The following is a 24,595-nucleotide window of genomic DNA, read 5'->3' as shown; positions in this document are numbered from 1 at the left end:
TCGCAAGCGAAGCCGGGGTCCGCACGAAAGACTTGGGGTTACGATCATCGTGGCCCCGTTTTCGTTTCAGGGCTTTGCCTGGCGTGTGTCGCGTCTCACATCCACTGTCTGCCCTCGCTGCGGACGAAATAGATCAAGTCGAGGCTGAGGCTCGGCTTGCCCAGTCCGGTCAATCCGGCATGCACCTGTCCGCGATGATGGGTCTGCTGGTTGAAGAAATGGGTGAGGGCCGACGAGTATTGTTGCAGGGCCACCTCGGATCATCGACCGAATGATAGGTAATAGGCAACCCGCTGAGGGCCGTGCTGGGCCACGCGATTGGACACTCCCGGACGCTGGCGTGAAGTCGCATCGTGTGTGCCGATACACGTTAAATTAACCATGTTATGACATGTATGCTTAGCGCCTTTGTGGGGGAAGAACACCTATATGTTTGTCGAAAGTGTCACCGAGATTGAGCTAGATTGCACCGATCGTGTCGCTTTGCGTCGGGCATCTGACCTTTTTACCTCATTGTCGAATCCGATCCGCTTGGCAATCATTTTGCGCGTGATGAAGCGGGAATGGTCGGTGAATGAGATGGCATTTGATATCGCTCTTAGTCAATCTGCCCTTTCCCAGCATCTTGGAAAGCTTCGTGCTGCGGGTGTTGTCACAACTCGCAGGGCCGGGCAGACGGTATATTATCGATGCGAAAGTCTGACGATTGCCCGTCTGCTAGAACAAATGAACAGCTTCCCGTACAATGACTAAAATATCTAGTTCGGAAAAGAAACAGTCGCACTGTTAAAATATCGGAGCGCCAAATTTGCTTCCGAGCTGTCGATGTTGCAGCGGAACACATCGGGGCAGCGCCGCTTCACCTGTTGATGCCTCGGCCGAGGCGCTCGCCGTAATTCGGGCGTTGTACCGCACGATGCAAGACGGTTCTGGCCCCCATTACTGATCGGAACGGACGACGGTGAAGGCTTCATTCAGAGCGACTGGGTGGACCAGAGGTTACGTATCGGGGACGCCGATATCCGCGTCACCGAGGCGTCGCGCCGCTGTGGCATGACGCTTGTCGCCCAGCCGGGCATGGCGGAAGAGCCCGACGTGCTGCGCGGGATCATGCGCCACAACAAGCGCAATCTCGGCGTCTACGCCACGCCCACCGAGGGCGTGACGATCAACGTCGGCGATGCCGTTTACGCCGAGATCTGAAAGAGCGGCGTCTCCGCCTGCGAGATATCCTTGAGGATTGCCCGACCGACGGTTTCGCCGATATCCCGGGCGCTCGTGATGCCCTGCACGAAGGGCTCCTTGTGCAGCAGGAAGGCGATTGCCGCGCAATAGAGCCGACCTTCCGACATCAGGCCGAGACGAGGGCGATAGAACTCATCGACATCGATGCCGCCGGTGCGCACCATATCGGGATCCCGGTCGATTGACAGGATTGCCTCGACCTTAGGCGTCGCGGCTTCGCGCACGCCTCCCTGATCGACAAGCGTCGGAAAGGGGAGATCCGTCGCTGAGAGGGTTTCCTGACCTGTTGCATCGATGAAGGCGCCGAAGCGATGCGTAGCGCCTGACACCTCGACTTCCGCGCCACGCTCCAGGCCGTCCTCGGCCGTGCGGATCTTGTAGTCCTCGCCGAGCCGCAGGATGGACAGCTTACCCGCGCGCGACAGCGCGAGCAGACGGCGGATCGACATCAGCGGTACGGTTGCATAGTCGTCGATGAAGATGCCCTTGAAATGGCGATGGAAGCGCTTGAGGTCTTTCTCGTCCAGATGCGGAATGACGCGCGCGACGATCTCGTGGGTAATCAGGATCGCATAGCGCCACGGCACCGTGTAGCGCTTCACCCTGTTGTCCTCGGCCTCGGCCAGGTTCTTTGCCGCCCAGACGAAGGGATCGCTTTCGGTCCGGTCGGCATAGTAGGCGGCGGCAAATGTCTCGACGGTCAGCTGCGACAGGCCGATGCGGGCGGCATAATCGGGGTCGGCGGCAACGATTTCGCGGCGGAAGAGATCGAAGACCTCGTCCAGGAGATCACGCCGGCCCGTGGCGATCAGGGCGTCAATCGCCTGCTCGGTACAGACCTGCGGCTCCATATAGGGCAGCGTACAATAGAAATCGGCCTCCGGCAGGATGCCCTTGCGGGACATCAGCGTCGCGCGAAAATCCTCGGTCCCGGCAGCCGGCTGATATTGCAGATCGCCCGCCGCGTCGCGGTAGAACAAGCCGTGGGCCGTTGCGACGGTCATGAGGGCGTCGATGCCGCTCAGCGACGTGCCGAGAATGCCGACGGGCTCATTGCGGATTGACTTCAAAACAGTCGCCGGCCAGGGCGAAACGAAATAGCCCGGGCGGATTTCCGTGCTGTCCGGCCAGTTGTGACCGGTCGCCATCACCACATGGCCGAAATTCGCGTCACTCTCCCCCTCGGGATTGGACACCCGCAGGCGAATCGCGTCGTCCTGGATCTCGATATCCACCACCTTGTGGTGGGCGAGCACAGTGATCTCATGACCACGCTCGGCGGCCACCGCCAGCATGCGCTCGAACTGCGCCTGCATATAGTCGCCAAGCACCAGGCGTGGGTAGAATTCGCGCTCGTCGATCGCTTCGCGGCGGATGCCGTGACGCATCAGCGTGTCGTCATTCTGCCGCCGCAGCCAGTCGGCCAGCGTTTCTGTGAAGGCTGGAAGCTCGATGCTCGGAATATTGGAGAGCATGGCCGGGTCGTTCATGTCGGGATGATAGGGCGTGCCCTTGCCCGGTTCGCCTTCCGCCTCATACAGGGTAATCGAAAGGGGAACGGTTGAGCCGATCAGTTGTTTGAACGTGTAGAGGCCGGTCGGACCCGTGCCGATGATCGCAATTCGTGGAAGCATGGACACATCCTATGTCCGGCGAATAATCTCGCACGGCTGTCAAAGAATGTTCCACCCTCAAAATGGTTCCCGCCCTCATGCGGCTCGTAAAACGTTTTTTCTGCGAGCAAACGGGATCGTCGGAACTTCATTTGAATCGGCTGCCACTATTATACTAAAGAAATGACAAAGACGGACTCCAGTGAGCACCAAATATGTCAGAATACTCCATACCGTGGCCCCTTATGGGGTAATAAAGCCGGGCTTTCATACGCATATCCTTTGTAGAAAGCACTTTAATTAGCAGAAGGTGTGTATTGTCTAACCTTGTGGAAAGGGTGGCTGACTAATATTGAATGAATTGGTTGACTTGCGTCGATTGATTACACTTAGCGCCTCTACAAGGTGCGTGGCGGCAAACGACCCTGAGGAACTCGTGTTGGGTTCATGTCGCATAAACGTTGAAGACGGAACTTTCACCAGGCGGGCGCATTTTCGCTACCGGACCTAGGGTTCAGACTCATTCATAGCCAGAAGGCGACGAGGGTAGCGAGGGCGACTGCGGAGAGGAAGTTTCTGGCAAGCTTGTCGTAACGTGTTGCGACGCGCCGGAAGTCTTCGAGGCGACAGAAGGCATTCTCGATGAGATGGCGGCTCTTGTAGCGCTCTGCGTCGTATCGGATCGGGCGCTTGCGATTTGAACGGCCAGGTATCACGGGGACGATTGCGGATAGGCGCAGCCGCTTTCGCAGACTGTTTGCATCGTATCCTTTGTCCGCAAGGAGATATCGTGCACCCTTCAGGCCAGCCAGCAAGTTTGGCGCGACCGGGCTGTCTGCCGCATTGCCACCCGTCAGCATTAATGCAAAAGGGCGGCCGATCACGTCCGTGAGGACGTGGATTTTGGTGGTTTGACCACCGCGCGAGGGGCCGATAGCCTGATTTTTAGCCCCCCTTTGCCGCCATGCGCCGAGCGGTGCGCCTTAACATAGGTGCTGTCGATGGAAGTGCTTTTGGTGACTGCACCGGACCTCGCAAGCGCCTCGACCAAGTCAGTCCAGAACCGTTTGCGAGACCAACGGTTGAAGCGGTGTTTAGTCCCGGCATTTGATGGTGCGGATTGAGTTTAAACCGTTTTGGCTCTGTTGCCCAGATTTTGCAGATGTATTCGTAGGGCGTGAGGCCGCGCAGCGTCTTTAGCCGCCGGCCGTAATTGTAGGCGTCAACGAAGTCATGAAGGTGGGCGGTTAGCTGGGCATGGCTGTCGTAGTGGTAACGTTTGACAGTCGCTTCCTTGATCGTTCGGTTCATTCGCTCGACCTGGCCGTTGGTCCAGGGATGCTTGATTTTGGTGAGCCTGTGCTCGATCCCGTTTTCACGGCAACGCATGTCGAACATGTGCGTCATGTAAGTGGCAGTCGGCCCATCGGCGTAGCGCGGCGGGAACGTGAACTGGATACCATTATCGGTCAGGACGGTGTGGATTTTGTAGGGCACGGCCGCGATCAGCGCGACCAGAAAGGCGGACGCCGATGTCCTGCCTGTTTTGGTGACCAACTGGACGAAGGCGAACTTGCTGGTCCGGTCTATCGCTACGTAAAGATAGAGTTTGCCTTCGGCCGTGCGCACTTCGGCGATGTCGATGTGGAAGTAGCCAATGGGGTAGGTCTTGAACTTCTTCTTCGGTTCCTTTTCCCCTGTCACTTCTGGCAATCGGCTGATCTCATGCCGTTGTAAGCAGCGATGCAGCGACGAACGGGTCAAATGCGGGATCGTAGCCTGCAGGGCGTAGAGGCAGTCATCCAACGGCAGCAGCGTGTGTCGGCGGAAGGCAACGACGATCGCCTCTTCTTCGATTGAAAGTGTGGTTGAGCGCGCGTCTTTCGGACCGGTTGGCAGGTCCTTCACCGCTGTGCGCCGCTTCCACTTAGCGACGGTTTTCTGGTTGATCCCATAGCGTTTCGCCAGAACCCTCAGGCTCTCTTGACTATGTTGTATCGCTCGACGGACTGCCTCTGTCGTGCGGGCGCTCCCGTGTAGAATTTGACCCATAGCGCATCCCTCCATTCCTGGCTGAATAATGCACCATCAAATGCCGGGACTAAACACCTAGCAACCAGGTCTGCAAAGAGGAAAACCCATGAAAAAGATGATTTTCGCGGCGGCGCTCGTGTGCGCCACGGCAGTGTCTGCCTATGCCCAGACCACCACTGTTCCTGCGACGGATGGCGACACGCCAGCCGTTGCGACCCCGGAAACCCCTGACGCTGCAGCCCCCGTTGAGGGCGCAAATTCCTTTACCGAAGAACAGGCGCGGGAGCGCATCGAAGCAGCCGGCTTCACCGGCATTGCCGACCTCAAGCTCGACGATCAGGGCGTCTGGCAGGCCACGGCGATGAAGGATGGCAAGTCCATGCCGGTGGCCATGGATTACCAGGGCAACGTCGTCTCCAAATAATTTTGCGGAAACGCAGAGAAAGGTCATTCCCATGAAAACCGTTAACGGACTTTTGACAACTACAATGATGCAAGCGCAGCCGTGAGCGCACTGGAAGCGCGTGGCGTCCCGTCTGACGACATCAGCATTGTTTCCAACAATGCCGACAACCGCCACAAGCACGAAGATAACGACAACGGTGCCGCAGAAGGCGCTGGCACCGGTGCTGGCATCGGCGCTGTGGTCGGTGGCGCAGGCGGTCTCCTGACTGGCCTCGGCATCATGGCCATTCCCGGCGTCGGCCCGGTAGTGGCAGCCGGCTGGCTTGCCGCCACTGCTGCTGGCGCCATTGCCGGTGCGGTTGCCGGTGGCGCTGCTGGTGGTCTTATCGGCGCACTCATGGATTCCGGCGTCTCCGAAGACGAGGCCCATGTCTATGCTGAAGGCGTTCGCCGCGGCGGCACGCTGGTCACCGCTCGTGTGGATGACGGCGTGGAAACCGAAGCTGACATGATCCTCAAGCAGTCCAACCGCGTCGATCCGATGGCGCGCCGCCAGGCCTATTCGGAGCAGGGCTGGACGAAGTTCGATCATTCCGCTGATCCTTACGGCCCAGCCGAAGTCGAGCAGGAGCGCGAGCGATATCGAGTTCGCACTCTCTAACGCCTGAGAATTGAGGACCGGCTCACGCCGGTCCTCAACGTTTCTGAGGCACATCATCTATCAACAGGGATGTCGGTTGGCTTTCCGGAACCCCAGAAAGTCACCCCATGCGAAGCATTTCCGATACCATCGAGCGGCTCGCCCGCGCCCGCGCGCAGGCGCCTGGCGCCACTGGTCAGACGAACAAGCTTGCCAGAACGGCCGATCCTGCGCGAAACCCCGGGGCTGCTAGCGGTGAACGTGCAGTTTGAGTTCTCAGCCCGCCATCGGACGCACTAGCTATGCCGAGACTACAGTAGCTTGCGTGATCAATCACCACCTCCTGGGCCCGTACACCATTTCGAGGGGCAGGACTGGAGCTGAATTGTGGGTCAGAGATCGTCAATCGTCGACGGCACAACCGGTATGCGAGTTACAAATCCTCCTAACCTCTGCGCTTCGTATTGACGAGACTAAGCAGGTGGCAGGTGCACGATCATCGACACGACCAGCCTCCACAAGACCTGCACGGCCAGACCTCACATTCTACGCTTTACAACTGTCTTCGCTAACGCTTATCGGATGTAAATGCGCTGTTGGCGTCTGCTCAGCCCAGCAATGTGAGGCAGTCCAACGCTTTGGTCCCACAGCGGCACCGTCGACCGGTTCAGGAACTTTCAACTAACACGCGTCCAGGATAGAATAGAACGACGCCACTTCCTTTCCCAGAGGGAACAAAGTCCCTCGGCATGGAGTTTTTCTCGTCACCTCCGGAGCCCCGGATGTATTTTAAGAAATCGGAAGGAAAGTTGAATATGGAAGACGCAGGTATCGGCTGGATCGCGGCGATCATCATCGGTGGCATTGCAGGATGGCTTGCAGAGACGTTTATGAAGAGCAACATGGGCGTCATCATGAACATCCTTCTCGGCATTGTCGGTGCCATAGTCGCCAACTTCATCCTTTCACTTTTCGGCATCGTTCTCGGAGGCTGGCTCGGCTACCTTATCGCCGGTTTCATCGGCGCATGTATCTTAATTGCGCTGGCGCGGATGGTAAGGCGAACAGCGTGAACCAGTAAAATCGTTTGGGCGGCGTCGTGTGCAGACGCCGCCGGGAACCCTACCCGGCATTAACCGACATGGTAGAACCGAAAACCGTGTGTAGTGCCGGAGCTACCGGCAGAGCGCTAGTGCTTTGTGGTTTCTTCGCCCGGCAGCAGAGATCATTATCGGTCGGACATTTAATCTCCTACCTAAAGGCGCACACATCCGGCTTGCTGCTCGACGTAGCGCCGCAAATGATTGGAACTAGTTGTCTTCGCTCGGAAACCGCCTTTCCGGGTTAAATTAGTTCACGACCTTCAGAAGCGCGCGCATTGGAAGTCCGAGATAACGCGACAAAGCCCGCAAATCGCAAAGGCTCGTCAATCACGTCCTAGTTGAGCTCTTCAAACAGCTGTTTTTCATCGCTTTAAAGGATCAGCGCAGCTGTGCCCCCTTAGCAGCCCCGTCGCAATCCGTGCGCTGAAAGCCATTTAGCCGGCCGTCGAGACCGTGGCTTAGAATTGTAAGCCAATAGTGGCCCGAATAATTGTCCCAGCCCGCCGTACGGCGCCAACCCCAACTTACACGGGTCGCCAGTCGCCGCTCCCTCACCGCTTAGAGAGAACGGCGCGGACACGAGGTCCGCGCCTGATCTTCACTCGACCGGAGGCGAGGCTTTGCCGAGCTTAAGAGCGGGTTCCCGGCCCCACACCCGCAATTTCCCAAGTTCGGATACGAAAGCGGCAACCCCCCCTTCACCGGGAAGTGCGATCGTCCCTTCGTCGAGATCGTCGGTGATGCCAGCCTTGACGAGAAGCGGGAAAGCGCCCTCGTCGTAGCCGATGAACTTGCAGTGCTGGAATGCGTCCGCCACGAAGTCCCGTGCTGTCGCCTCCTTCACCAAATCCTCAACTGCGGCCGGAGCCGCGAGGACGGCGACGGCGTCGAACAGCACCGATGGGCCACCGTCGATCATGTGCTTCGCCTCTATCCAGGTCCCGTCGGACGTGGTCACGCCTCCGATCTTCGGCGCAATCAGCTCGACCAAAGCCTTCTCCTTCTCGATCACCATCATCAGCTTTTTGAGGAGCTTTGCATCGACGCCATCCGTGACAAGCACGCCGAGTTTGCGGCCCTCAAACCGCTTCGGTCCGCCTTGCACGATGCTAAGCGCGGGAGACGGCTCCAGATCCTGACGTGTGGGCATGGCAGCGTCGGCGGGCTTAGGCATTGTCTGGATTCCGAGCTTCTGGGCAACGGTGGTGGCGAGCGTCTCGTCGATGTTCAGCAGGTGCGAGATCATCCGTTCGCGGATAGCGACGGTCTCGACCTTGCTTAGCTCGAACGTGAGTGCCATCGCGATGTGCCGCTGCTCGGGCGGCGTCTGACTGAGGAAAAACTGGCGGGCCTGGCTATAGTGGTCGCCGAAGCTTTCCGGACGCAGCCGCACTTTCTGGCCGTTCTCCTCGGCCAGAAAGTGGCGGTATCCTCGGGACGGGGCCTGCCGGGGACCTTCCCCGAACGAGTTCGGCTGGTAGTTTACCCTGCCGACCGGGTTGCGCATCGCCATGTGCCCGTCCTGCTGGAAGTTGTGGAAGGGACACTTTGGTGCGTTGATGGGAAGGTGCGTGAAATTCGGTCCGCCAAGCCGCTTGAGCTGCGTGTCGAGGTAGGAAAAGTTTCTGCCCTGAAGAAGAGGGTCGTTGCTGAAGTCGATCCCCGGCGGAACGTTGTGCGTCATGAACGCGACCTGCTCGGTCTCCGCGAAGAAGTTGTCTGGCATGCGGTCGAGCACGAGACGGCCGATTGGTTTTACCGGCAACAACTCTTCCGGAATAATCTTCGTCGGATCGAGGACGTCGAAGTCCCAGTTGTCGGCAAACTCTTGATCAAAGAGCTGCACAGAGAGTTCCCATTCCGGAAAGTTGCCGGATTGGATCGCCTGCCAGAGATCGCGACGATGGAAGTCGGGGTCGGCGCCGTTGATCTTGACTGCCTCGTTCCACGCAACCGACTGGAGGCCGAGCTTTGGCTTCCAGTGGAACTTGACGAACGTGGACTCGTCTTTGTCATTGACGAAACGAAAGGTGTGTACACCGAACCCCTCCATGAAACGGAAAGATCGTGGGATGGTGCGGTCGGACATGATCCACATAACCATGTGCATGCTTTCCGGCGTAAGGCTGATGAAGTCCCAGAAGTTGTCGTGGGCGGTCTGCGCCTGGGGAAAGGCCCGGTCTGGCTCCTGCTTTGCGGCATGTACTAAGTCCGGAAACTTGATTGCGTCCTGTATGAAGAAGACAGGGATGTTGTTTCCGACGAGATCCCAGTTGCCTTCCTGCGTATAGAACTTCACGGCGAAACCGCGGACATCGCGGGCGAGGTCCGCAGAACCTTTATTGCCGGCGACAGTGGAAAAGCGGACAAAGACAGGCGTTTTCTCGCCTGCGCGCTGAAAGATGTCGGCGCGGGTGACGTCGGACAAGGATTCATAGGTTTCGAAGAAGCCGTGGGCGCCATAGCCACGTGCGTGAACCACGCGTTCCGGAATTCGCTCGTGGTCGAAGTGGAAGATTTTTTCGCGGAAATGGAAATCGTCCATCAGCAGCGGACCGCGGGCGCCGATCCGAAGAGAGTTCTGGTCGTCGGCGATTGGTCCGCCTTGCGACGTGGTCAACACGTCGGCACCGTCCTCTGCGATCTGGTGGAGTTCGCCGCCCGCGCCTCGGTGAAGCTGCTGATCATGGATGGTGACAATGTCCGTGGACGAGGACGAGCGGGTCGCCCGTTTTATACGCTTTGCCATGATTATCCCCTTTGGTGATGGCTGGATACAAAAAGGCCGCCCCTGTGGGACGGCCTTGAATAATGAACTGGGACCTCAGGAAGTCTTGCTTTTGCCCTTGGCGTTCGCAGAGACCCTTGCGAGCTGCGTGAGCTTTTCGTCTGTCGCTTTCTCCTCGGCGAGGTTGGCCTCCAGCAGGGGTACGGCGTCCTTCAGACCAAGCTGTTTGGCCCACTCGATCAACGTGCCGTAACGGGCGATCTCGTAGTGCTCGACTGCCTGGGCGGATGAGATGAGCCCTGCATCCAGAGCCGGAGACTCCTTGAACTCCTCGATGATCTCTTCGCCCTCGGCAATAATGCCCTGAATGGCTTCGCAGGTCCGCGCGCCGCCTTTCCGAGCAGTTCGAAAACCTGTTCCAAGCGTTCGATCTGGCCCTGGGTCTCGTCGCGGTGTTGCAAGAAGCCTGCCTTTCCTTCTTCCGAATTGGCGGCGCGGGCCATCTTCGGAAGGGCCTTCAGGATCTGCTTCTCTGCGAAGTAGATATCTTTCAGAGTGTCGAGGAACAGGTCGTCCAGTGTCTTGGTGGCTGCCATTTCATTACTCCGTTGTGATTGAGGATCAGGTCTAAGAGTTTGGTTCAGTCAAGCAGGTCTGCGGGGACCTTCCCTCCGTTTTCCGACAGCTTCTTCATGAGAGCCTTGTGAAGAAAATTGTTCATTTTCGCGCTGCCATCGGCGTCGCCGGTGTAGCCTAGTTCCTGCGCCAACTCCTTGCGCTCCTCAAGGCTGGCGTCCATGCCGAGAGCCTTCATCAGGTCAACAATTGAGCGCCGCCAGTCGAGCTTTTGGCCAGACTTCTTCGCCGCTTCGTTGAGTATGGATTCGACGTCGATTGGAGCCCGAGAATTTGAGCCGGAAGAAACGCCTCCGTCTAATTGCGGCGCAGGGTTCGCAGTCTGTGCTGCGGGCGGGGCGGGCTGGCTTATAGCCGGGTTGGCCGCAGTCTCTGACAGTGCGGGTGGTTGAGTGGTAGGCGCGGCTGAAGATGACGGTGCCAAAGAGGCCGTGCTTGACGCTTGCGGGGCGGGCACGGCATTTGCTTCGCCAAAAATTGCGTTCTTGATGCGGTCGAAGATGCTCATTCATTCCTCCTGCTATGAGCTGGTTAGGGCGCTCGATCCGCTCGTAAGCTGTAGCACACATATGTACCCGGCCGTCGCGAAAAGTTGATGTGCTGTCGCCCCGCCGATTAACGCCGCGAACAAATCGCAGTTCCTTGTGCCCCAGGCTTGGGAGCAAATATTCTTTCGCGTCGGTCGCCGAGCGCGAGGCGGCCCGGTTCGAAGAGCGAGGTGGGCAGCCGCGGTGCACGCTGCTTAGTGCGCGGTGGTCCGCTTGTTCTTTCACGGACTTTTTTCCGGGATAAGCAACCTTTGTATCGGTGTGATGCCTCATAGAATGCGTGGATCCATGAGCAATTCGGGTCCCGCCGCGTTGGCGTCATTAAGTGGCCTTTCGAAGCAAGCTTCACTCTCTTCTGCGCTGAGAAAAAACAGCGCGATAGCATTTGTAGAGAACATTAGATCCTGCTCAACACACGGTGAGGGAGGTCCGTGAAGGATGTCGCGTATCGAAAACCCTCGGGTGATCAACGGACTCAGAGACCACATCGGCAACCCGGAATGGAATGTCGGGAAGGACCGCGGCTCTGCCATTTGGGGCTTTAATGTCAATCTGCGCTAATGGCCTGCAAACCAGTCCGCCGCGCCGCGCCATTTCCGCCTGAGCACTGAAGCGAACGCCGGTAGCCCGACACCGCGCGAAGTTCTACAGCGCTGCGTTAGAGATCCGATCCCAGGTTTTTCCGCGGTCCGGGCCAGCGGGAACGCGGGGCAGCAGCCTAGGTTCTGCGCTCCAGGCCAGAAGGTGGTCCAGGGATGACGCTTTCGCGGAGGTGGTGCACGACATAAGCGTCCGGCATGGCACGGTGGTCAGGCAGGCCGATCTCGTGGACGAGTCCTTCCGGCATGCGCTGGTAGCGCACCATCTGGTTGGAAAAGCGGGGAAGCTCCGACCAAGACCCTCAGGGCCGACTTCCAAAAACAGACCCATGGTGCGCCGCCGGTACAGCTGGGTGTGCATCAGCGCTGTCGAAACCAGTGCGCTGGGCGGCCAGCGCATCCAGGCACCAGACGGCCGGAGCACGTCCGCGGCAAACTCCTTCCAGAAGGCTGGGTCGGCGACGTGGGCGTCAAGAATATGATGCACGGCGATTGAATCTGGTGTCGTTGGCCGCTCGGGATTGACCACAGAGCTCCGCGCTCCTCGGTCACTCACCACTGGTCATCATCAGCCATAGTGACGTCCTGCCAGCCGATCTCGCAAACGTCGCTCAGACCATTGCCGCCGGTCTCCAGATCGATGACGCGTACTCTAGGGAGAGAATTGTCGGAGATCCTGGTCTATCCTCTTGTTATCCAATCATAACGCCAGATAGAGTTGCGGTTGTTCCCCGTCATCTTCCGACTGATCGTTGGTAAGCGAAGAGAGCGTCGCGCCCAGCAGACGGATCGGACGCTTGAACGGATAGACGGTGGCAAGTAAGGCAGATGCGGCCTCCGTGATCTCGGCAACGCCCGTGACTGGGAGAGTGCCTGTTCTGCTTCGTGTCGCCTGCGTGAAGTCCGAATATTTGATCTTAACGGTTGCCGTCTTGCCGCTGATCGACTTTGCCTGACAATGCGACCAGACTTTTGCCGCTAAAGGTTACTGCAACCGTTGGAGTCGGAGCAAGATGCTGGAATCGATGCACCTTCTCGTCTGCTCGCGAATTATCGACGTATCGTGAGGGAGTCGCCCATTTGCTCAATCGAGAAGAAGAAGAAGCGGGATAGACGTCGAGCTCTGGGGAGAATGTGTTGCGAAGCTTATAGACGCGGTGTCAGATCGCTATCTAATAAGACATAGTTGCAGAGAGAATTGCAGATGGGCGAAAGATATTTTGACGATGAGCAGGAGATCAGCCCGCAAGGGTTGGCTCTGTTACGCAGGGTGCTTGCGGACTTGTTTCGAGATCAAGAAGGTGATTCGAGTCAAGAGGAAGAGCTTGGTCTGGCAAGGGAACTGGTGTCTCTCTTCAAGTCGGGTTTTCGAAGCTAGGAGGAGCTCAGAGCAATGGCTAAGCGCAGTCGGTTTCTTCATCAGCAGGATTTTTAGGAATTCCCACTTTCGTCTTCGTCTGAACTGATGGGGTGGATGCCCCCTCCGGCCGGCATCGGAGTATGATGCCGGCCCAGCGCCATGGTGGCGCTCACGGAGGAAAGGCAGATGACACAGGTGCATATCCCTGCGATCGACCTCGCGAAGCGGAGCTTCCAAGTCTGTGGAACGGATCGCGGCGGGGCGGTTCTATTCAACCGGCTTCTCTCGCGAGCCCGATTACAGCAACTGTTGAACGAGCAGTCGCCGTGCGTCGTCGCGATGGGGGCCTGTGCCACCAGCCATTTCTGGGGCCGCTTTGCTCAAGGCTGTGGCCATAATGTACGGCTAATTCCACCGATCTACGTGAAGCCGTTTGTCAAACGGCAGAAGAACGACGCAGCCGATGCAGCGGCGATCGCGGAGGCTGCACAGCGAAAGAACATTCATTATGTCGAGGTCAAGAGCGCTGAACATCAGGCACGTGCGGTGGCGTTTCGAACGCACCAGTGCTTCGTGTGCCAGCGCACCCAGTTCATCAATGCGTTGCGCGGGCACCTCGGCGAATTTGGAATCGTCGTTGCTCAAGGACCAGCCAATCTCACTGCGGTGGTGGGCATTTTGGCCGATGAGACAAATGATCTCCCTGATGGAGTCAGAGAGATTGGTCAGCTCTACCTGGACCAGATCAGGCTGCTGACCGAGAAGATCGATGGCCTGATGCTGAAGCTTCGAGAAGCTACCAAGGCGAATGAAGATATGCGTCGACTTTGCACCGTTCCCGGCGTCGGCCCCGTAACCGCCGGCGCGATCCTCGCGTTTGCGCCCGATCTTCGTGCATTCAAGAGCGGCCGGAATTTTGCTGCTTGGCTCGGCCTTGTGCCCAGGCAGCACTCAACGGGTGGCAAGACAAGACTGGGCGATGTCAGCAAGATGGGGCAGACCGATATCCGAAAGCTCCTCATAGTAGGAGCCATGAGCCTGATCCGCTGGATAGTGCGCAAGGGCGTGTTACCGGACAATTGGCTTGGAGCAATTCTTGGACGAAAGCCTCGGATGGTGGCGGCTGTCGCGCTCGCCAACAAGATGGCGCGCATCATATGGGCAATGATGACCAGGGAGCAGAATTACAGAATGGCGTAATCCGCTGCCTTTCTCGAAAGGTAACGCGGTGATGCCTGGGGCCAAAAGCCCCGGTGGGAAGATCGACTGACGGAACGATGCGGAAAGGACTTCAATGTTCAGAATGGGGTAAACCAGTCCCGGCGCTCGAGCACAAAGCTCTCTGAACCGATGTGGTCCCTGTTCTCCGAACTGCATCCCGGCCCGTGGCTAATCAGGCCACATCAAAAGGCCTGACACACGACCGATAAAATTCCTCGTTTCGCGGACTACCGTCAAAAATCCTCTTGCCAAACCGGGCGCATCCACACACGCCCCGCCGCGATCCGTTCCACAGACTTGGAAGCTCCGCTTCGCGAGGTCGATCGCAAGGATATGCACCTGTGTCATCTGCCTTTCCTCCGTGAGCGCCACCATGGCGCTGGGCCGGCATCATACTCCGATGCCGGCCGGAGGGGGCATCCACCCCATCAGTTCATCGCCGTCTGGAAAGTTTGTTCCGAGTACCGTTTGCTTTTGCACAGATTAGCCTGGACGAAGGCCGAAACAGTTTTCAGGAACAAGGTTGCACTCCGCTCGTTCATTACTGGTCACAAACGATCTGGAACCCGCATGGCCGAGCCTGACAAGAAACTATCGCTGATCGAAGAACAGCTTGTCATCTACAAGCGCGCCGTGAGCGACGGCCGCGTTCGCGTGAGCACCAAAACCGAGTTTGTCACAGAAGCAGCGGAAGCACGCCTCGACAGCGAGAATGTCGAGGTGACGCGTGTGGCAATCGGACGTGAAGTGTCAGAAGCGCCGGGTGTTCGCACGGACGGTGACGTGACCATTGTACCTGTGATGGAGGAGGTTCTCGTTGTCGAGAAGCGTCTGATGCTGGTCGAAGAGATCCATATCCGCCGCGTCGCCACCACCGAGGACGTTTCCATTCCGGTCGAACTGCGCAAGCAACGTGCCAGCATCGAGCGCGACGACCCCTGAGCTAATTACCAATCCGAGAAAAGGAGAAATTCATGACCTACAGCGAAACCACATCGTCCTACCGCGCCTCGTCATCGAACACGGTGGCGGCCTTCTTCGAAAACCGCAGCGATGCGGACGCCGCCGTCGAACGCCTTGCGGAAGCCGGGATTGCCCGCGACGGCATTCGCGTCGTCGCCGGAAAGGAGTCTACAACCTCGACTGAAGTTGCCTCCGAGCACAAGGGGTTCTGGGAGAAGCTGGAAGACTTCTTCTTTCCCGACGAGGACCGCGCCGTCTATTCCGAAGGTCTTCGCCGCGGTGGCTATCTTGTGACGGTCAGCAACGTCACCGCCGCCTCTTATGACAAGGTTATCGATATCCTCGATGACGAGGGCAGCATCGATCTCGATCAGCGCGCAGAGAGCTGGCGCTCGGAAGGGTGGAACCAGCAGGAGACCGTGAGTTCGTATGGGGCCCCCGCCAATGGTGCCAGCGCAACCGGAACGGCAGCTCTGGAGGCCGGCCGTGAAGAGGTTATCCCGGTGGTCGAGGAAGAGCTTCGCGTCGGCAAGCGTGACCTCAATCATGGCCGCGTGCGTGTCCGCTCTTACGTGGTCGAAAATCCTGTCAGTGAACAGGTATCGCTGCGCGACGAGAACGTCAGCATCGAGCGCCGCACGGTCGACCGTCCGGTAACCGAAACGGAGAACGCCTTCGTCGACCGTACGATCGAGGCCGAGGAGCACCATGAGGAGGCGATCGTCTCTAAGGATGCGCGCGTGGTCGAAGAGATTGCTCTGCGCAAAACGGCCGAACAGCGCGAGGTGACCATCAGCGACAGCGTCCGCCGCACGGAGGTGGAAGTCGAAGATGACCGATCCGACCGTATTGTCCGCAAGGACTAATGGAAGGCTCTTCGGTTGATGAAGCTGCAGTTCGAGGCCGGCGATCCCATCGCCGGTCTTTTTTTTCTCTTGTGACACGGGAACCGATCTTCAATTGCGGCGTTATTGTGGCACTCACGTTCCGTGATGAAAAGGATGCACCATGAACGAACCTGTCTCCGTCCACGTGTCGCGCGAAGCGGCTTATGTCGACCCCTCCCTTACAGCCACATTGCACAAGGTGTCTTGGCGCGCGATCTTCGCCGGGGTCGTCCTGGCGCTTGCCGTCCAGTTCCTCCTCAATCTTCTGGGAGTGGGCATTGGCGCCGCCGTGATCGACCCCGCAACCTATGATAACCCGAATGCAAGCACCTTTTCCATAGCCGGTGGCGCGTGGTTCGTTGTGGCCGGCATTATTGCTTCCTTCGTCGGCGGTTATGCCGCCAGCCGCCTGTCAGGCCGTCCGAGCCGCTCGACCGGCGGCTATCAGGGCGTAACCACTTGGGCTGTCACCACCTTGGTCATCCTCTACCTGCTGACGACATCGGTCGGTGCCCTCATCGGCGGCGCATTCAGTGGTCTGTCCAGCATTGTCGGCGGCGTCGGCCAGACGGCGGCGACCGCTGCCACGGCGGCAGCCCCTGCCCTCGCGACCTCTGCAAACCCGATGGCGGGGATCGAGCAACAGATCCGTGACGCGTCTGGCGGCAACGATCCGGCAGCCCTGCGTGATGCAGCCGTTTCGGCGGTCCAGGCCGCGGTGACCGGTGACCAGGCAAAGGCCGCAGATGCCCGCAATCGCGCCGCTGATGCGATCGCCAAGGCACAGAACATCCCGGTCGATCAGGCCCGCACCCAGGTCGAGCAGTACGAGAAGACCTATCGCGACAATGTTGCTGCGGCCAAGCAGCAGGCGCTCGAGGCGGCGCAGACGGCCACCAAGGCAGTGTCGGCCGGCGCGATCCTGGGCTTCTTCGCCCTCCTGCTCGGGGCTGTGGCGGCCTGGTTCGGCGGTTCCTACGGCACGAAGAAGGCGTTGCTTCTGGCCGAAACCACCACTCGCCGCACGATTTGACAAGATGAAGGCCGCCGGAAACGGCGGCCTTCTTCCTTGCTTGACCTTTCTCCAATGAAGCCTCTCCATCCACCGGGTGGAGAGTCTGTCCCTAATTTATCGGTAGCCTCCATGCAGAATGCCTTTCGGTACTTTTCACTGACCGCCGCTCTAACGCTCTGTTCCCCAGCCTTTGCAGCGCCGATCGACGCACAAGCCGTCAATACCGCGGCGATCGCGTCCCTTCCGATCGAGGCGCCGGCGGACAAACAGACCGAGCCCAATCCCGCCATCGTGCATCTGCAGGTCCTGCTCGACCGGGCTGGTTCATCGCCGGGCGTCATCGACGGGTATTTCGGCGACAACCTGACGAAAGCGATCGCCGGCTTCGAGGCGCTTCAACGTCTGCCAGTGGATGGGAAGCTCGATCCCGACGTATTGGGCCGCTTGACCGATGATGCCCCGGCCATCCAGGCCTATGCCATCACGCAAGAAGACGGAGAGGATATCGTCGAGAGCATTCCAAAAGACTATGCCGAGCAGGCGAGGATGGAGCATCTCGGCTATACCAGCATTGCCGAGAAGCTGGCCGAACGTTTCCACATGCATATCGCGCTGATCAAGGCCCTCAATCCGACGGCGGCCTTCAAGCCGGGCGAAACGATCGCTGTCGCCATTCCCGGCGCTGCCAGGACCGGATCGGTCAAGCGGATCGAGGTTCATCGCAAACTGGCGCAGGTTTTGGCTTTTGCCGAAGACAGCTCGCTGCTCGCGGTCTATCCAGCGACAATTGGCAGTGAGGACAGTCCCTCACCGACCGGTACTCACAAGGTTAAGGGCGTGTCGCGAATGCCGACGTACACATACAACCCGAAGATCAATTTCCAGCAGGGCAACAACAAGAAGATCCTTGAACTGCCGAGCGGGCCGAACGGTCCTGTCGGGACAGTCTGGATCGACCTGACAGAGCCTACCTACGGCATTCACGGCACGCCAGAACCGGAGCTGATCGGCAAGGTCGGATCGCATGGATGTGTTCGGCTGGCCAACTGGGACGTCGAAGAACTGGCCGGTATGGTCAAGCCGGGCGTCATGGTCGAATTTGTCAAGTAGGGCCGGCTCACCACTATGCCGAAACCAACGGGATCTTTCCATGTAACGAACGCCTAAGCCGATACCCCTACCGGAAGGTGTCGAAGATCATGGCCCGTTTTAGCGCCGGTTCTGACTCGCCCAGCGATGCGCCTGGCTCGCATTCGCTCTCATCCTGTTGGCATGCCTGTTTGGGCTGTTTGGGCGGGGCGGCATGTTCTCCCGATCGCTCGTCCATTTCACCCAGGGGTCGATCGATTTGCCGGCAATCTCTCACGGACGATCTGAAGGTCACATTGATCGCCGCCGCACAGGACCAGATCATCTTCTTCGATCTTCAATTTCTCGAGCTTCTCGATCAAGGGGGATCGATCCACCGCAAAAGGCGACCGTTGCGCGCGGCGGACGCATTGGCTACGTGTTTTCCGCCGACCGGACGGGACCGACCAGCATCGTATTTCGCTTGCAAACGCAGCAGCCCGGTTTGCAATCTTACGCTGTCGGGATCGGCGACGACGTCTCCGAACGGTCCACCTTCATTTTCCCCTGAGGCTCACCATGGAGGCTGTCATCCACGGACTGGCAATATACTTCACGCTGCTTGTTATCATCCGCCTCTCAGGAAGGCGGACGCTGGCGCAGATGACACCGTTCGACTGCCAAGCTCATTGCCATTTTTGCGCGACGATCGAGACGGCCGTCTACCGATCGCGGCCAGAGCTGCGCTTCTGGAGATGGCCGATCAGATCGACAAGCTGACAGACAAGGTTGAGCTGCTCGACGCTAAGATAATCGCAGGAGTGAAAGCCGATGATGCAGCTCGTCGTTTGACAACCATCCCTGGGGTAGGCCCAATTATTGCTGCAACTGTCGGGTCGCCGTTCAGGATCCGGCGGCGTCCGAACCGGGCGGGATCTGGCCGCCTGGATCGGCATCACCCCCAGAGCGAGCTCCAGCGGAGGCAAGGAACGGCTCGGCAAGATCTCAAAGCGCGGCAATAAGCAATTGCGAACTCTGCTGATTGTCGGTGCGACGTCGATCCTGAAGCAGGTCCGCAGAGGATCAAAGCTGTCTGGGTGGATCCTATCTCAGATGGCCCGTCGGCCCTATAAGGTGGCAGCCGTGGCGTTGGCTAACAAGATGGCACGCACAATATGGGCGCTCCTCGTCAGAGGTGGCACATATCAAGCGCCGACGATGGCGAAAGCGTAGATACAGAATTCCCCGCGTTTCGGCGCGGGGGATAAAGCGGCAAGGTGCCAACGTGTGATGAACCCGAGGGGCGACACCTCGATACCGATCAGACCGTCTGACTCAGTGTGCATTTGAGCGCGCAAAATTGATTAGGCGATCGGTATCGCGGATCTCATCGTGGCCAGCGGTCGATGACCGCGCTAACAGGCCGGACATATGACTGCACCGTCCGAAGGAGAATTACGCAACGACGACCTTGCTAACCGGGCCGTTCCACATATGAGTCAGAGCCAACATTGGACGCCGATAAGGGGTCAATTTTGCGCGCCGGTTGACAATCTGCGCGACCTGACCCGTAAGTCGAGCCGCGGCGAGTTTTCGCTCGGACCGGTGCTGATGGCATTGCTGCGGACTGCAGGCCTCGAAGTCAGACGCGTCTCATGATCGCAATCTGCTTGTCGCTGGCCCGTAGCTCACCACGGATGTTCTTCGCGCGGGCACCCGTACAACCTGCTAATTTAGCTACTGCGACGACAAGGCGAATCCTGTATCTCATCCAGACGGTGAAGCCGGTGAGATGGAGTTCAGCATGACGCCTGAACGGCGTAGGGCAATCTTTGATCGCGTTGTCGATCGTTGGGCCGAGCGGGGTTTTCAGTTTGAGACCAGCCCGATATTCCGTGCCAGCGTTGACGACTGGATCGAGGGCCGGATTTCAGTCCAGGAACTGAAACAGCGTTACTCGGAATTCCTTCGCACTCAATACCACCGGGCCTCTGCTCTCCCGCTAACGGGAACGGAGCTTTAGGGCGGGCGCGTTCAAGCGGAGTGATTACTCCTCCGCGAGCAAGCCATCAAAAACCTCTAATAGGGCATCGACAATCGCCTGACCGAGAGCATTTCCGGTCTCGGCAATCTGACCCTCATCCATCTCGCGTGCCGCCAGCGCCAGGTTGCCACCTTGTTCAGCAACGATGGCACGGGAACGTTCGATCGCCCATTGAGCGAAGTCTGCGCGATTGCTGATCGTGGTGGTTTCCATGGAAATCCAATCTTTAGGTGATCGTCAATGATTGCCGGTTATCGTCTCTTTGCGCGAGAAGTTCTGCGTTCGCGCGACTGTATTCTGGTCGTTACCCTCTGAACTGCAGCTTGCGCAAGCGGCCGCATCTGCCTTCTTCAAGCTCTCAAGGCCAGTGACGCGGTATCGGGCTCCCCGTTCTCCCACGGCTGTCAATCGAGAAGACGCGCGGCGCGTCCAGTCCGTCTGTGCGCGTTGTTGTAGTAGCTGGATGCCTGCTGCACGGAGCGATGGCGTGACTGCTCCATCGCCTCGGGGAGCGGGATACCGCGGTTGGCCGCCTCGGTCAGAAAGCCAGATCTTATTCCATGGGCAGAAAACTCTGCCGGCTCCAGGCCTGCCAATGCGGCGCGATGCTTGACGATGTCGTTGATTGCCTTCGGATCAAGCGCTCGCAGTGAGAGGTTTCCCCAGCGATCAATCGCCCGAAACACACTGCCGCTTTCGATCCGGGCGGCATCAAGCCAGGCATTGAGTGCCTCCAGCGGTCGACCGCTGAGGTAGACGACCTCGTCGTTATCCACCCCGCTGGTCTTGGTCCGGCCGAGACGGATGGATAGCGAGGGGAGGGAAGGACCGTCCCCGACGGGGATGGGTGTCTCAACAGCGAGTTGTTCGATGCGCAGGTTGGCGATTTCACTGCGACGGCGACCACCAGAAGCGAAGGCGACCATCAGGATCGCCCGATCGCGGGTGTCGCGCAGGCTGTTGGTCCTGCAGGTCGCCAGCAGCCTGGCCAGGACATCACCGGTCACAGCCTTGGCGCTTCTGCGTTTCCTCGGCCGTGGCGTCGCGCGAACCGCGAGACGAAGAGCGGATTTGAGGGCAGGGGAGCTGAAACTGCCGTCAAGGCCGCGCCATTTGGTCAGGGTCGACCAGGTAGCGAGCCGACGGCGCACCGTGTCAGGCGCATGCGGCCCGGTCGACCTCAGGAACCCTTGCATGCGTAGCCTGTCCTCCACGTCCGTCGGCATCCCGCGCTGCGGGTTGATCACGCGCCGTTCCGGATCCCAAAGATGATGAGCGATCCTGCCGGCGGCCACGTCGGGAGAGATGAACCTCACCTCCATGAATGGCGAGCGGCGCATGAGGCTGACAGCGTTACATGGACCCGCCTGGCCAATCCATGCCGGACTGCCTGATTGCCCCTCGCCTCGCCAACACCATGGAGCGGGTCCTGACCGAGCTGGGTGATGACACCTATGCAGCCTAGTTCAAGGGCTTCGACTGGCGGACGGAAGAAGACGCCTTCATGGACGGCTACAATAAGAATGCTCACGGCGGCGAGTTTGTCACCTATGAACGCTTGAGCGCCATGGGCAACAACGGCTTCCAGGAACCAGCCACTGGTTTTGCCGAAGGCAAGATCGAGGGTACGCAGCGGCTCTATACTGATGGCGTATTCTCGACCGACAATGGCAGGGCGCAATTCATGGATGCGCCGTGGCGCGGCCTTCAGGCTCCAGGCAAACAGCAGCAGAAGGACAATCACAGGTACCTGATCAACAACGGTCGTGCCAATGTTGTCTGGCAATCTGCCTATCTCGACCAGGAAAACGATTTCGTCATGGATCGATTCCCCTATCCGTTCATCGAAATGAATCCGGAGGACATGGCAGAAGCGGGCCTCAAGGAGGGCGATCTGGTCGAGTTCACAATGATGCCGGTGCGACTCAGGCCATGGCCTATCCGACGCCGACAGCAAGGCGCGGGGAAACCTTCATGCTCTTCGGCTTTCCGACCGGCGTGCAGGGCAATGTCACCAGTGCCGGGACAAATGAACTCATCATTCCGAACTACAAGCAGACCTGGGGCAACATTCGCAAGATTTCGGACGCGCCCCGCAATGTGACCCATCTAACCTTCAAGTCGAAAGAATATAGGTCGGCCTGAGCCACATCTCCTGGGGGCGGCTTGCCGCCCCCGATCATTCAAAAAGTACGAGGATGCACATGCGAGATCTGCTCGCCACAATTTTTATTTGCCTTGTTGCCGCCGGTCCCGCTTCCGCCGAAGGCAGTGCAGACGCGGGAGCTGCAGTGTTCAAAAAATGTGCCGCCTGTCATGCGGTCGGGGAAGGTGCCAAGAACAAGGTCGGTCCGGAGTTGAACGGTATCGTCGGACGCAAGGTCGCGGCGAACGAGGCCTTCAATTTACTCTCCCGCCTTTAAAACAAAGGCCGAAGAGGGGTGGGTATGGGATGAAACGCATTTGAGCGAATATCTTGCCAACCCCAAAGTGTACATTAAAGGGACAAAGATGGCCTTTGCCGGATTGAAAAAAGAGATCGCCGCCGTAATCGCCTATCTGAACACGTTTCAAGCACAATAATTCAGTTATCGGTGATGCTTGCCGGCAGCAGGGACATCCTCCCACGAGGGTAACAGAATGAACATCAAAGTTGATGCGGCTACACAAGGCTCCGGGTGTTTCGACCATCCAGAAAAGCTATCATTCGAAGAGGCCGTTCGTGCAGCGGTCCAGTGCGTGACGGTAGTTTCGCGGTATGAGCGTATCGCTCTAAGCGAAGCAACAGGGCGCGTCTTGGCACGCGATCTGAAGGCACCTAGTTCCCTTCCGCGTTTTGATAATTCGACGATGGATGGTTTTGCGGTCAATACCCGTAGCTTTCCGGGATTGGCACCATGGGAGGCTCGAATTGAAAGCACCGTCGCCGCTGGAAGCTCTAGGAACATGGGCTCCTGCGCAGACGGAATAGCCGTCGAGATCTACACGGGCGCTCCTATCCCACAGGGATTCGATGCCGTCATGACGCGCGAGAGCTGTGCGCGTTCGGGGGATAAGATAAGGTTTCAAATCGCGCCTAAGCCAGGAATGAACATTCGCGTGGTAGGGGAGGATGTGGTGGAGGGGGCGGCGGCGACCGCAGCAGGCACGGTTGTGACGCCACACACAGCCGCGCTACTGGCTGGTTTTGGTTTGCGAGAGATTGAGGTACGGCAGAAGCTGCGCGTCGCTTACTTCTCGACCGGCTCCGAATTGCGGCAACCGGGAGAATGTCTTGGCGAAGCACAGCTCTTTGACACAAATCGCTACATGTCTACAGCTATGCTAGCCCACCCATGGGTTGAGCTGACCGATCTCGGTCACTTTGTCGACGACTTGGCCGCTATTACCCAATGTCTGGGCGATGCATCAAGGCGACATGACGTGGTGACTCAGGACACGCTGATCATCGACACGCTGGCGGCCATGGCTCTTGGGGAAATAGGACTGAAGACGGGCCATTTGCTCCTCCGTCAGCCAGAACAAATTACTCATCAGTCGGGCTCCTATCCGCCCGTCTGAATCATAGCCGTCAGTTCAAATCAATGGGTCCTGACCCTAGGCCGATTGAGGTCTTCGTTGATCCGTAACTTTGCTCTACTGGGGTCTTTGATCTGCATTCGTCTGTCACTTCGGCCGAGCATTCATTCTGGATCTGTGTTCTTCGGCAGAACGAGGGGTACCACTGCGAGGATGAGCAAAACAATAGCAGTCGACAACACAGCGGTTGCTTCCAATCCAAGTCCGGCAATGATGCCGATCCCAGCAGTCGCCCAGATGCTTGCCGCCGTGGTCAGCCCTTCTATCTGATGCTGCGCGGATCGAACCATGATCGCGCCGGCCCCCAGGAAACCAATCCCTTGCACGACGCCCTGCAATACGCGTGACAGGTCTCCCACTTCCATTCCGCTTTGCAAGGGACCGATTACGAAGAGTGCTGCACCAACAGCGACAAGCATGTGGGTGCGCACACCGGCGCTTCTCCCTTTACGCTCGCGCTCGTAGCCAAGGATCCCGCCCAACATCGCCGCAACCACGAGGCGGACTGTGATAAGCGTCAGCGTAGAAGCATCGGGAATGTCAGCGAATTCTCTGACTATTGCAGACCAGATTTCTTCAAGCACGCAGCATCTTCCTTATCCAGTTTGCAAAGCAGTCAGCTAAACGGAGTGACATAGACGGAAGACGGTGACAACAGAATTCGCAGGGTTGGAAGACCGGAGCAACAGCCACGGATGAGTGGATCGTATCCAAGGAGGGGGTAGGTTGCGCTCTGCCACGGCACGGAAATGATCAACGCGCAACATTTCCTGCGACAGATGCGGCCCCGTAAATCAAAAAAATCGTCACAGTCGCCGCTACGATGCTGAGCAGAACGCCGACCAGCGTAATCAGACCATCCTTCTCCATAAGTCCGATTGCCAACACGACCAGCGATATGACCGGC

General features: G+C 58.4%; 15 protein-coding genes and 13 pseudogenes. 15 read left to right on the top strand and 13 right to left on the bottom strand.

What is annotated here, in order from left to right; genetic code table 11:
- Positions 1 to 95 precede the first annotated feature (95 nt).
- A pseudogene (locus FAA86_RS22980) lies at positions 96 to 233 on the bottom strand (DinB family protein); the annotation flags it as partial.
- A 196-nt stretch (positions 234 to 429) separates the two neighbouring features.
- Between FAA86_RS22980 and FAA86_RS22975 the strand changes: the two are divergent.
- Positions 430 to 753, top strand: a complete 324-nt coding sequence (locus tag FAA86_RS22975) for an ArsR/SmtB family transcription factor (protein WP_097143478.1) — start codon at positions 430 to 432, stop codon at positions 751 to 753.
- Between the two features lie 234 nt (positions 754 to 987).
- Complete coding sequence (locus FAA86_RS22970) at positions 988 to 1,203, top strand: MOSC domain-containing protein (RefSeq protein ID WP_342774148.1); 216 nt, start codon at positions 988 to 990, stop codon at positions 1,201 to 1,203.
- Here the strand turns inward: FAA86_RS22970 and FAA86_RS22965 are convergent.
- The 3 genes and pseudogenes from FAA86_RS22965 to FAA86_RS22955 form a co-directional block, all read right to left on the bottom strand.
- Positions 1,188 to 2,879: an FAD/NAD(P)-binding protein gene (locus FAA86_RS22965; protein ID WP_136543490.1), complete on the bottom strand. Its 1,692-nt coding sequence runs from the start codon at positions 2,877 to 2,879 to the stop codon at positions 1,188 to 1,190. The genes FAA86_RS22970 and FAA86_RS22965 overlap by 16 nt on opposite strands.
- A 503-nt stretch (positions 2,880 to 3,382) precedes the next feature.
- Positions 3,383 to 3,951, bottom strand: a pseudogene (locus FAA86_RS22960) (IS5 family transposase); the annotation flags it as partial.
- Positions 3,951 to 4,910: pseudogene (locus tag FAA86_RS22955) on the bottom strand (IS481 family transposase); the annotation flags it as partial. The pseudogenes FAA86_RS22955 and FAA86_RS22960, both read right to left, overlap by 1 nt.
- Positions 4,911 to 4,998: 88 nt before the next feature.
- On the opposite strand from FAA86_RS22955, the gene FAA86_RS22950 reads away from it, so the two are divergent.
- The 3 genes and pseudogenes from FAA86_RS22950 (at position 4,999) to FAA86_RS22940 (ending at position 7,010) form a co-directional block, all read left to right on the top strand.
- Positions 4,999 to 5,316: a PepSY domain-containing protein gene (locus FAA86_RS22950; RefSeq protein ID WP_136543488.1), complete on the top strand. Its 318-nt coding sequence runs from the start codon at positions 4,999 to 5,001 to the stop codon at positions 5,314 to 5,316.
- A gap of 31 nt (positions 5,317 to 5,347) precedes the next feature.
- A pseudogene (locus FAA86_RS22945) lies at positions 5,348 to 5,958 on the top strand (general stress protein).
- A gap of 794 nt (positions 5,959 to 6,752) precedes the next feature.
- The gene (locus tag FAA86_RS22940; RefSeq protein ID WP_097143482.1) at positions 6,753 to 7,010 is read left to right on the top strand and encodes a GlsB/YeaQ/YmgE family stress response membrane protein; all 258 of its coding nucleotides are present in this window, start codon (positions 6,753 to 6,755) and stop codon (positions 7,008 to 7,010) included.
- Between the two features lie 628 nt (positions 7,011 to 7,638).
- Here the strand turns inward: FAA86_RS22940 and katE are convergent.
- The 4 genes and pseudogenes from katE to FAA86_RS22915 form a co-directional block, all read right to left on the bottom strand.
- Positions 7,639 to 9,789, bottom strand: coding sequence for a catalase (katE, locus tag FAA86_RS22935; RefSeq protein ID WP_136543484.1), 2,151 nt, complete (start codon positions 9,787 to 9,789; stop codon positions 7,639 to 7,641).
- A 75-nt stretch (positions 9,790 to 9,864) separates the two neighbouring features.
- Positions 9,865 to 10,364, bottom strand: a pseudogene (locus FAA86_RS22930) (YciE/YciF ferroxidase family protein).
- A gap of 44 nt (positions 10,365 to 10,408) precedes the next feature.
- The gene (locus tag FAA86_RS22925) at positions 10,409 to 10,912 is read right to left on the bottom strand and encodes a DUF3597 domain-containing protein (RefSeq protein WP_136543482.1); all 504 of its coding nucleotides are present in this window, start codon (positions 10,910 to 10,912) and stop codon (positions 10,409 to 10,411) included.
- Between the two features lie 1,339 nt (positions 10,913 to 12,251).
- A pseudogene (locus FAA86_RS22915) lies at positions 12,252 to 12,536 on the bottom strand (DinB/UmuC family translesion DNA polymerase); the annotation flags it as partial.
- 561 nt (positions 12,537 to 13,097) lie between these two features.
- Between FAA86_RS22915 and FAA86_RS22910 the strand changes: the two are divergent.
- The 7 genes and pseudogenes from FAA86_RS22910 to FAA86_RS25230 all read left to right on the top strand — a co-directional run.
- Positions 13,098 to 14,111 carry an IS110 family RNA-guided transposase gene (locus FAA86_RS22910; RefSeq protein ID WP_136543480.1) on the top strand — a complete coding sequence of 338 codons (1,014 nt, stop codon included), beginning with the start codon at positions 13,098 to 13,100 and terminating at the stop codon, positions 14,109 to 14,111.
- Between the two features lie 591 nt (positions 14,112 to 14,702).
- Positions 14,703 to 15,074: a YsnF/AvaK domain-containing protein gene (locus FAA86_RS22900; RefSeq protein ID WP_080823485.1), complete on the top strand. Its 372-nt coding sequence runs from the start codon at positions 14,703 to 14,705 to the stop codon at positions 15,072 to 15,074.
- Between the two features lie 32 nt (positions 15,075 to 15,106).
- Positions 15,107 to 15,961 (top strand): YsnF/AvaK domain-containing protein, encoded by an 855-nt coding sequence (locus FAA86_RS22895; RefSeq protein WP_136543476.1) that lies wholly within the window; start codon positions 15,107 to 15,109, stop codon positions 15,959 to 15,961.
- 142 nt (positions 15,962 to 16,103) lie between these two features.
- Complete coding sequence (locus tag FAA86_RS22890) at positions 16,104 to 17,015, top strand: PhnA-like protein (protein WP_136543474.1); 912 nt, start codon at positions 16,104 to 16,106, stop codon at positions 17,013 to 17,015.
- A 111-nt stretch (positions 17,016 to 17,126) separates the two neighbouring features.
- On the top strand, positions 17,127 to 18,107 hold the full coding sequence (locus FAA86_RS22885) for a L,D-transpeptidase family protein (protein ID WP_136543495.1): 981 nt from the start codon (positions 17,127 to 17,129) through the stop codon (positions 18,105 to 18,107).
- A 537-nt stretch (positions 18,108 to 18,644) separates the two neighbouring features.
- Positions 18,645 to 18,743, top strand: a pseudogene (locus FAA86_RS25235) (DUF421 domain-containing protein); the annotation flags it as partial.
- Positions 18,739 to 19,298: pseudogene (locus FAA86_RS25230) on the top strand (IS110 family RNA-guided transposase); the annotation flags it as partial. The pseudogenes FAA86_RS25235 and FAA86_RS25230, both read left to right, overlap by 5 nt.
- An 814-nt stretch (positions 19,299 to 20,112) precedes the next feature.
- Here FAA86_RS25230 and FAA86_RS22865 read toward each other — a convergent pair.
- Entirely contained in the window at positions 20,113 to 20,322 is a 210-nt protein-coding gene (locus FAA86_RS22865) for a hypothetical protein (RefSeq protein WP_136543470.1), read from the bottom strand.
- A gap of 191 nt (positions 20,323 to 20,513) precedes the next feature.
- Positions 20,514 to 21,389 (bottom strand): annotated as a pseudogene (locus FAA86_RS22860) (site-specific integrase); the annotation flags it as partial.
- Here FAA86_RS22860 and FAA86_RS22855 point away from each other — a divergent pair.
- The 3 pseudogenes from FAA86_RS22855 to FAA86_RS25030 all read left to right on the top strand — a co-directional run.
- Positions 21,388 to 22,254, top strand: a pseudogene (locus FAA86_RS22855) (arsenate reductase (azurin) large subunit); the annotation flags it as partial. The pseudogenes FAA86_RS22860 and FAA86_RS22855 sit on opposite strands and share 2 nt — an antisense overlap.
- A 59-nt stretch (positions 22,255 to 22,313) precedes the next feature.
- Positions 22,314 to 22,692, top strand: a pseudogene (locus tag FAA86_RS22850) (c-type cytochrome).
- A 57-nt stretch (positions 22,693 to 22,749) separates the two neighbouring features.
- A pseudogene (locus FAA86_RS25030) lies at positions 22,750 to 23,289 on the top strand (molybdopterin molybdotransferase MoeA); the annotation flags it as partial.
- 249 nt (positions 23,290 to 23,538) lie between these two features.
- Here FAA86_RS25030 and FAA86_RS22840 read toward each other — a convergent pair.
- The 3 genes and pseudogenes from FAA86_RS22840 to FAA86_RS22830 form a co-directional block, all read right to left on the bottom strand.
- Positions 23,539 to 23,643 (bottom strand): annotated as a pseudogene (locus tag FAA86_RS22840) (IS5/IS1182 family transposase); the annotation flags it as partial.
- 149 nt (positions 23,644 to 23,792) lie between these two features.
- On the bottom strand, positions 23,793 to 24,272 hold the full coding sequence (locus FAA86_RS22835; RefSeq protein WP_136543468.1) for an MgtC/SapB family protein: 480 nt from the start codon (positions 24,270 to 24,272) through the stop codon (positions 23,793 to 23,795).
- Between the two features lie 169 nt (positions 24,273 to 24,441).
- A complete protein-coding gene (locus tag FAA86_RS22830) occupies positions 24,442 to 24,582 on the bottom strand; it encodes a hypothetical protein (protein ID WP_281281770.1) in 141 nt (46 codons plus the stop codon).
- Between the last annotated feature and the right edge of the window lie 13 nt (positions 24,583 to 24,595).

The organism is Rhizobium rosettiformans W3, assembly GCF_004912135.1.
Classification (GTDB): domain Bacteria; phylum Pseudomonadota; class Alphaproteobacteria; order Rhizobiales; family Rhizobiaceae; genus Allorhizobium; species Allorhizobium rosettiformans.
The sequence above is the reverse complement of the archived record's forward strand: the minus strand, read 5'-3'. Positions and strand labels throughout refer to the sequence as shown.

Bases quoted from the DNA above. Each gene is read 5' to 3' on its own strand.
- FAA86_RS22975 (WP_097143478.1), top strand. From the start codon at position 430: ATGTTTGTCGAAAGTGTCACCGAGATTGAGCTAGATTGCACCGATCGT.
- FAA86_RS22965 (WP_136543490.1), bottom strand. From the start codon at position 2,879: ATGCTTCCACGAATTGCGATCATCGGCACGGGTCCGACCGGCCTCTAC.
- FAA86_RS22950 (WP_136543488.1), top strand. From the start codon at position 4,999: ATGAAAAAGATGATTTTCGCGGCGGCGCTCGTGTGCGCCACGGCAGTG.
- FAA86_RS22940 (WP_097143482.1), top strand. From the start codon at position 6,753: ATGGAAGACGCAGGTATCGGCTGGATCGCGGCGATCATCATCGGTGGC.
- katE (WP_136543484.1), bottom strand. From the start codon at position 9,789: ATGGCAAAGCGTATAAAACGGGCGACCCGCTCGTCCTCGTCCACGGAC.
- FAA86_RS22925 (WP_136543482.1), bottom strand. From the start codon at position 10,912: ATGAGCATCTTCGACCGCATCAAGAACGCAATTTTTGGCGAAGCAAAT.
- FAA86_RS22910 (WP_136543480.1), top strand. From the start codon at position 13,098: ATGACACAGGTGCATATCCCTGCGATCGACCTCGCGAAGCGGAGCTTC.
- FAA86_RS22900 (WP_080823485.1), top strand. From the start codon at position 14,703: ATGGCCGAGCCTGACAAGAAACTATCGCTGATCGAAGAACAGCTTGTC.
- FAA86_RS22895 (WP_136543476.1), top strand. From the start codon at position 15,107: ATGACCTACAGCGAAACCACATCGTCCTACCGCGCCTCGTCATCGAAC.
- FAA86_RS22890 (WP_136543474.1), top strand. From the start codon at position 16,104: ATGAACGAACCTGTCTCCGTCCACGTGTCGCGCGAAGCGGCTTATGTC.
- FAA86_RS22885 (WP_136543495.1), top strand. From the start codon at position 17,127: ATGCAGAATGCCTTTCGGTACTTTTCACTGACCGCCGCTCTAACGCTC.
- FAA86_RS22865 (WP_136543470.1), bottom strand. From the start codon at position 20,322: ATGGAAACCACCACGATCAGCAATCGCGCAGACTTCGCTCAATGGGCG.